A 6,805-nucleotide genomic window follows, 5' to 3' on the forward strand; every position below is an offset into this window, starting at 1 on the left:
CCGGCCGAAGATCGTTTCCGCAGGTGGGATTAGGTATGCCTAAGTGACGCAGGGCACCGTCCGGCCGGCAGGAGGCGGCTTGCCCGCCCCTCACGAATTACGCAACAATGGCGTTGTGAAAAACGGCGAGCCCTCGACTGAGTCCCGGCAGGAGGAACTCGCGACCGGTGAGCGCTCCACGCGCAACCGCGTCGCGCGGTCCATCCTGGACCACGGGCCGTCGACCGTCGCCGAACTCGCCGCGCGGCTGAGCCTGACCCAGGCCGCCGTACGCCGGCACCTCGACGCGCTGGCCGCCGACGACGTCGTGGAGGCGCGCGAACAGCGGGTCTACGGGGCCCGCACCCGCGGCCGCCCCGCCAAGGTCTTCGCGCTCACCGACTGCGGCCGTGACGCCTTCGACCAGTCCTACGACAAGCTCGCCGCGGACGCCCTGCGCTGGATCGCCGAGCGCGAGGGCGGCGAGGCGGTCGCCGCCTTCGCGCGCGCCCGGATCGCCGCGCAGGCGAGCGCGTACCGCAAGGCGGTCGAGGGCGCCGCCCCCGACCGGCGGGCCGAAGCCCTGGCCAAGGCCCTGAGCGCGGACGGGTACGCTGCTACGGCACGCAGCGCGCCCCTCCCGCACCAAGGTGAGCAGCTGTGCCAGCACCACTGCCCGGTGGCCCACGTCGCGGAGCAGTATCCCCAGCTGTGCGAGGCGGAGACGGAGTTCTTCGCCGAACTGCTCGGGACCCATGTGCAGCGGCTGGCCACCATCGCCCACGGCGACGGCGTCTGCACGACGTTCATCCCCAAGATTTCCCACAACGCATCTGCAAGCACGGCCGGGAGGAACCCCGCATGACTCTCCCCACGGAGACCGCCCACCCCGAGCTCGAAGGCCTGGGCAAGTACGAATACGGCTGGGCCGACTCCGACGAGGCCGGTGCCGCAGCGAAGCGCGGCCTGAGCGAAGAGGTCGTCCGGGACATCTCCGCGAAGAAGTCCGAGCCGGAGTGGATGACGAAGCTGCGCCTGAAGGGCCTGAAGCTCTTCGAGAAGAAGCCCATGCCGAACTGGGGCTCGGACCTGTCGGGCATCGACTTCGACAACATCAAGTACTTCGTGCGCTCCACGGAGAAGCAGGCGGAGTCCTGGGAGGACCTGCCCGAGGACATCAAGAACACCTACGACAAGCTGGGCATCCCGGAGGCCGAGAAGCAGCGCCTGGTCGCCGGTGTCGCCGCCCAGTACGAGTCGGAGGTCGTCTACCACCAGATCCGCGAGGACCTGGAGGAGCAGGGCGTCATCTTCCTCGACACCGACACCGCCCTGAAGGAGCACCCGGAGCTCTTCAAGGAGTACTTCGGGACCGTCATCCCGGCCGGTGACAACAAGTTCGCCGCGCTGAACACCGCCGTGTGGTCCGGCGGCTCGTTCATCTACGTGCCGAAGGGCGTGCACGTGGAGATCCCGCTCCAGGCCTACTTCCGCATCAACACGGAGAACATGGGCCAGTTCGAGCGGACCCTGATCATCGTCGACGAGGGCGCCTACGTGCACTACGTCGAGGGCTGTACCGCCCCGATCTACAAGTCGGACTCCCTGCACAGCGCGGTCGTCGAGATCATCGTCAAGAAGAACGCCCGCTGCCGCTACACGACCATCCAGAACTGGTCGAACAACGTCTACAACCTGGTCACCAAGCGCGCCGTCGCCTACGAGGGCGCGACCATGGAGTGGGTCGACGGCAACATCGGCTCCAAGGTGACGATGAAGTACCCGGCCGTCTACCTGATGGGCGAGCACGCCAAGGGCGAGACCCTGTCCATCGCCTTCGCGGGCGAGGGCCAGCACCAGGACGCCGGCGCCAAGATGGTCCACATGGCCCCGAACACGTCCTCCAACATCGTCTCCAAGTCGGTGGCGCGCGGCGGCGGCCGTACCTCCTACCGCGGTCTGATCGAGATCGGCGAGGGCGCTCCCGGGTCCAAGTCCAACGTGCTGTGCGACGCGCTGCTGGTCGACACCATCTCCCGCTCGGACACCTACCCCTACGTCGACGTCCGCGAGGACGACGTGTCCATGGGCCACGAGGCGACCGTCTCCAAGGTCTCCGAGGACCAGCTCTTCTACCTGATGAGCCGCGGCCTGTCCGAGGACGAGGCGATGGCGATGATCGTGCGCGGCTTCGTCGAGCCGATCGCCAAGGAACTGCCGATGGAGTACGCGCTGGAGCTCAACCGGCTGATCGAGCTGCAGATGGAGGGCGCGGTCGGCTGACCCGCCCCATCACCGGCAGACGTCTTACTCAGGAAAGAGAGCACTACGACAGCCATGGCTGAGGCCCAGAACTCCACCACGCCCGGCTCCGCTCGCGCGGGGGGACCCCCACCGCTGGGGTCCACCACCGCCGGGTCGATCGCGGTCGCCGCCGAGTCCACCGTCGTCTCGCGCATGAGCGCGCCGCCCTCCTTCGACGTGGCGGACTTCCCCGTCCCGCACGGCCGTGAGGAGGAGTGGCGGTTCACCCCGCTGGAGCGCCTGCGCGGCCTGCACGACGGCACCGCGGCCGCCGGCGGCTCGGTCAAGGCCGAGTTCTCCGTGCCCGACGGCGTCACCGTCGAGACGGTCGGCCGCGACGACGCCCGGCTCGGCCGGGCCGGCGCGCCGGTGGACCGCGTCGCGGCCCAGGCCTACTCCTCCTTCGAGAAGGCGACCGTCGTCACCGTGCCGAAGGAGACCGTGCTGAGCGAGCCGGTCCGCCTCGCCCTGCACGGCGAGGGCGGCGTGACCTACGGCCACACCGTCTTCGAGCTCCAGGCGTTCGCCGAGGCCACCGTCGTCATCGACCACACCGGCGACACCGTCCGCGCCGCGAACGTGGAGTACATCGTCGGCGACGGGGCGAAGCTCACCGTGGTCACCGTGGTCGACTGGGACGACACCGCCGTGCACGTGGCCCAGCAGAGCGCCCTGATCGGCCGGGACGCCGGCTTCCGGCACATCGTCGTCACCTTCGGCGGCGACCTGGTGCGCATCCACCCGCGCGTGACCTACGCCGGCCCCGGCGGCGAGGCCGAACTGCTCGGCCTGTACTTCACCGACGCCGGCCAGCACCACGAGCACCGCCTCCTGGTCACCCACAACGCGCCGCACTGCAAGTCGAACGTCGTCTACAAGGGCGCGCTCCAGGGCGAGGACGCGCACGCCGTGTGGATCGGCGACGTGCTCATCGAGGCCGCGGCCGAGGGCACCGACACCTACGAGATGAACCGCAACCTCGTCCTCACGGACGGCGCCCGGGTCGACTCGGTGCCGAACCTGGAGATCGAGACCGGCGAGATCGTCGGCGCCGGTCACGCCTCCGCCACCGGCCGCTTCGACGACGAGCAGCTGTTCTACCTGATGGCCCGCGGCATCCCCGAGCACGAGGCCCGCCGCCTCGTCGTGCGCGGCTTCTTCGCCGAACTGGTCCAGCAGATCGGCGTCCCAGACATCGAGGAGCGCCTCATCGCCAAGATCGACCAGGAGCTGGAGGAGTCCGTCGCATGACCGGATCACCGGGCTTCGTCCGCGCCTGCGCGCTGAGCGAGCTGGAGGAGGGCACCCCGAAGCGGGTGGAGATCGACGGCACGCCGGTGTCCCTCGTGCACACCGAGGGGGAGGTCTTCGCGATCTACGACATCTGCTCGCACGCGAACGTCTCGCTCTCCGAGGGCGAGGTGGAGGACTGCCAGATCGAGTGCTGGCTGCACGGTTCCAGCTTCGACCTGCGCACCGGCAAGCCCTCCGGCCTCCCCGCGACGCGCCCTGTCCCCGTATACCCCGTCAAGATCGAAGGGGACGACGTTCTCGTCTCCCTCACCCAGGAGTCCTGAGGCACCCATGGCAACGCTTGAAATCCGAGACCTGCACGTCACCGTCGAGGCCGACAACGCCACGAAGGAGATCCTCAAGGGCGTCGACCTCACCGTGAAGCAGGGCGAGACGCACGCCATCATGGGCCCCAACGGCTCCGGCAAGTCGACCCTCGCCTACTCCCTCGCGGGGCACCCCAAGTACACGGTCACCGGCGGTACCGTCACCCTCGACGGCGAGGACGTCCTGGCGATGTCCGTCGACGAGCGCGCCCGCGCCGGCCTGTTCCTGGCGATGCAGTACCCGGTCGAGGTGCCCGGCGTCTCCGTCTCCAACTTCCTGCGCACCTCCGCCACCGCCATCCGCGGCGAGGCCCCCAAGCTGCGCACCTGGGTCAAGGAGGTCAAGGAGGCCATGGAGCGCCTCCACATGGACTCCTCCTTCGCCGAGCGCAACGTCAACGAGGGCTTCTCCGGCGGTGAGAAGAAGCGCCACGAGATCCTCCAGCTGGAGCTGCTCAAGCCGAAGGTCGCGATCCTCGACGAGACCGACTCCGGCCTGGACGTCGACGCGCTGCGCATCGTCTCCGAGGGCGTCAACCGCGTCCGCGAGTCCGGCGAGGTCGGCACCCTGCTGATCACGCACTACACGCGCATCCTGCGCTACATCAAGCCCGACCACGTCCACGTGTTCGCCGGCGGCCGCATCGTCGAGTCCGGCGGTCCGGAGCTCGCGGACAAGCTGGAGAACGAGGGCTACGAGTCGTACGTGACGGCTGGACCCGCGAGCGGAGCCAACCCGAAGGAGACTGTCGCATGACACAACTGCCGGGCCTCCTCGACGCCGAGGCGCTCCGCAAGGACTTCCCGATCCTGGACCGCCAGGTCCACGACGGCCGCAAGCTCGTCTACCTGGACAACGCGGCGACCTCGCAGAAGCCGCGCCAGGTGCTCGACGCCCTGAACGAGTACTACGAGCGCTACAACGCCAACGTCCACCGCGGTGTGCACGTCCTCGCCGAGGAGGCCACGGCGCTGTACGAGGGCGCGCGCGACAAGGTCGCCGCGTTCATCAACGCGCCCAGCCGCGACGAGGTGATCTTCACCAAGAACGCCTCCGAGTCGCTCAACCTCGTGGCCAACATGCTCGGCTGGGCCGACGAGCCCTACCGCGTGGACCACGAGACCGAGATCGTCATCACGGAGATGGAGCACCACTCCAACATCGTGCCGTGGCAGCTGCTCGCGCAACGCACGGGCGCGAAGCTGAAGTGGTTCGGCCTCACCGACGACGGCCGCCTCGACCTGTCGAACATCGACGAGGTCATCACCGAGAAGACGAAGATCGTCTCCTTCGTCCTGGTGTCCAACATCCTGGGCACGGTCAACCCGGTCGAGGCGATCGTCCGCCGGGCCCAGGAGGTCGGCGCCCTGGTCTGCGTCGACGCCTCGCAGGCCGCCCCGCACATGCCGCTGGACGTGCAGGCGCTGCAGGCCGACTTCGTGGCCTTCACCGGCCACAAGATGTGCGGCCCGACCGGCATCGGCGTGCTGTGGGGCCGGCAGGAGCTGCTCGAGGACCTGCCCCCGTTCCTCGGCGGCGGCGAGATGATCGAGACGGTGTCGATGCACTCCTCGACCTACGCCCCGGCGCCGCACAAGTTCGAGGCGGGCACGCCCCCGATCGCGCAGGCCGTCGGACTCGGCGCGGCGATCGACTACCTCGACGCGATCGGCATGGACAAGATCCTCGCCCATGAGCACGCGCTGACCGAGTACGCCGTCCAGCGTCTGGCCCAGGTCCCCGACCTGCGGATCATCGGCCCGACCACGGCCGAGGACCGGGGCGCGGCGATCTCCTTCACGCTCGGCGACATCCACCCGCACGACGTGGGCCAGGTCCTCGACGAGCAGGGCATCGCGGTCCGGGTCGGCCACCACTGCGCCCGGCCGGTCTGCCTGCGGTACGGAATTCCCGCGACCACGCGAGCGTCGTTCTACCTGTACTCCACGCCGGCCGAGATCGACGCTCTGGTCGACGGACTGGAGCACGTACGGAACTTCTTCGGCTGACGGGACGAGCGATCGCATGAAGCTGGACTCGATGTACCAGGAAGTCATCCTGGACCACTACAAGAATCCGCACGGGCGGGGCTTGCGGGACGGTGACGCCGAGGTGCACCACGTCAACCCGACGTGCGGCGACGAGATCACCCTCCGGGTGAAGTACGACGGCACGAAGATCGAGGACGTCAGCTACGAGGGCCAGGGCTGTTCCATCAGCCAGGCCTCGGCCTCCGTGCTGAACGAGCTCCTCGTCGGCAAGGACCTGGCCGAGGCGCAGAAGATCCAGGAGACCTTCCTGGAGCTGATGCAGTCCAAGGGCCGGATCGAGCCCGACGACGCCATGGAGGACGTCCTGGAGGACGCGGTCGCGTTCGCCGGCGTCTCCAAGTACCCGGCCCGGGTCAAGTGCGCCCTCCTGAGCTGGATGGCGTGGAAGGACGCGACGGCCCAGGCCCTGGGCGGAGCCGACGCCGAGAGGAAGACGGCATGACCGACACCGCTGAGATGAAGCCGGCCTCGGAGGAGGAGCTCCGCGAGGCCCTGATGGACGTCGTCGACCCCGAACTGGGCATCGACGTTGTCAACCTGGGCCTGATCTACGGCATCCACATCGACGACGCGAACATCGCGACCGTCGACATGACCCTGACCTCGGCGGCCTGCCCGCTGACCGACGTCATCGAGGACCAGGCCAAGTCGGCCACCGACGGCCTCGTCAACGAGCTGCGCATCAACTGGGTCTGGATGCCGCCGTGGGGCCCGGACAAGATCACGGACGACGGACGCGAGCAGCTGCGGGCGCTCGGGTTCAACGTCTGACATCTCCCCTGGCACAAGGCGGGCGGTGTCGCGGTGGGCTACCACGACCTCACCGGTCATCACCTCACCGACGGGATGCG

8 protein-coding genes are annotated in these 6,805 nt (G+C 68.7%); all 8 read left to right on the top strand.

Annotated elements, in window-relative coordinates:
• Positions 1–115 precede the first annotated feature (115 nt).
• Genes AB0G63_RS35570 through AB0G63_RS35605 form a run of 8 tightly spaced genes read left to right on the top strand, consistent with a single transcriptional unit; the run spans position 116 to position 6,725 of the window.
• Positions 116–844 carry an ArsR family transcriptional regulator gene (locus AB0G63_RS35570; protein WP_360758968.1) on the top strand — a complete coding sequence of 243 codons (729 nt, stop codon included), beginning with the start codon at positions 116–118 and terminating at the stop codon, positions 842–844.
• The gene (gene sufB, locus AB0G63_RS35575) at positions 841–2,262 is read left to right on the top strand and encodes a Fe-S cluster assembly protein SufB (RefSeq protein WP_360758970.1); all 1,422 of its coding nucleotides are present in this window, start codon (positions 841–843) and stop codon (positions 2,260–2,262) included. The genes AB0G63_RS35570 and sufB overlap by 4 nt, the downstream gene beginning before the upstream one ends.
• Before the next feature lie 54 nt (positions 2,263–2,316).
• A complete protein-coding gene (gene sufD, locus AB0G63_RS35580; RefSeq protein WP_360758972.1) occupies positions 2,317–3,534 on the top strand; it encodes a Fe-S cluster assembly protein SufD in 1,218 nt (405 codons plus the stop codon).
• Positions 3,531–3,860: a bifunctional 3-phenylpropionate/cinnamic acid dioxygenase ferredoxin subunit gene (locus tag AB0G63_RS35585; RefSeq protein ID WP_360758974.1), complete on the top strand. Its 330-nt coding sequence runs from the start codon at positions 3,531–3,533 to the stop codon at positions 3,858–3,860. Before sufD ends, AB0G63_RS35585 begins: the two co-directional genes overlap by 4 nt.
• Before the next feature lie 7 nt (positions 3,861–3,867).
• Positions 3,868–4,659, top strand: a complete 792-nt coding sequence (gene sufC, locus AB0G63_RS35590; protein WP_360758976.1) for a Fe-S cluster assembly ATPase SufC — start codon at positions 3,868–3,870, stop codon at positions 4,657–4,659.
• Positions 4,656–5,912 carry a cysteine desulfurase gene (locus AB0G63_RS35595; protein ID WP_360758978.1) on the top strand — a complete coding sequence of 419 codons (1,257 nt, stop codon included), beginning with the start codon at positions 4,656–4,658 and terminating at the stop codon, positions 5,910–5,912. The genes sufC and AB0G63_RS35595 overlap by 4 nt, the downstream gene beginning before the upstream one ends.
• Positions 5,913–5,928: 16 nt before the next feature.
• Positions 5,929–6,396: a Fe-S cluster assembly sulfur transfer protein SufU gene (gene sufU / locus AB0G63_RS35600; protein ID WP_360758980.1), complete on the top strand. Its 468-nt coding sequence runs from the start codon at positions 5,929–5,931 to the stop codon at positions 6,394–6,396.
• Entirely contained in the window at positions 6,393–6,725 is a 333-nt protein-coding gene (locus tag AB0G63_RS35605; protein ID WP_103784224.1) for a metal-sulfur cluster assembly factor, read from the top strand. The genes sufU and AB0G63_RS35605 overlap by 4 nt, the downstream gene beginning before the upstream one ends.
• The last annotated feature ends 80 nt before the right edge of the window (positions 6,726–6,805 follow it).

Source organism: Streptomyces sp. NPDC020996 (assembly GCF_040641355.1).
Classification (GTDB): domain Bacteria; phylum Actinomycetota; class Actinomycetes; order Streptomycetales; family Streptomycetaceae; genus Streptomyces.

Excerpts from the sequence above, each read along its gene's own strand:
- sufB (WP_360758970.1), top strand. The coding sequence starts at position 841 with ATGACTCTCCCCACGGAGACCGCCCACCCCGAGCTCGAAGGCCTGGGC.
- sufD (WP_360758972.1), top strand. The coding sequence starts at position 2,317 with ATGGCTGAGGCCCAGAACTCCACCACGCCCGGCTCCGCTCGCGCGGGG.
- AB0G63_RS35585 (WP_360758974.1), top strand. The coding sequence starts at position 3,531 with ATGACCGGATCACCGGGCTTCGTCCGCGCCTGCGCGCTGAGCGAGCTG.
- sufC (WP_360758976.1), top strand. The coding sequence starts at position 3,868 with ATGGCAACGCTTGAAATCCGAGACCTGCACGTCACCGTCGAGGCCGAC.
- AB0G63_RS35595 (WP_360758978.1), top strand. The coding sequence starts at position 4,656 with ATGACACAACTGCCGGGCCTCCTCGACGCCGAGGCGCTCCGCAAGGAC.
- sufU (WP_360758980.1), top strand. The coding sequence starts at position 5,929 with ATGAAGCTGGACTCGATGTACCAGGAAGTCATCCTGGACCACTACAAG.
- AB0G63_RS35605 (WP_103784224.1), top strand. The coding sequence starts at position 6,393 with ATGACCGACACCGCTGAGATGAAGCCGGCCTCGGAGGAGGAGCTCCGC.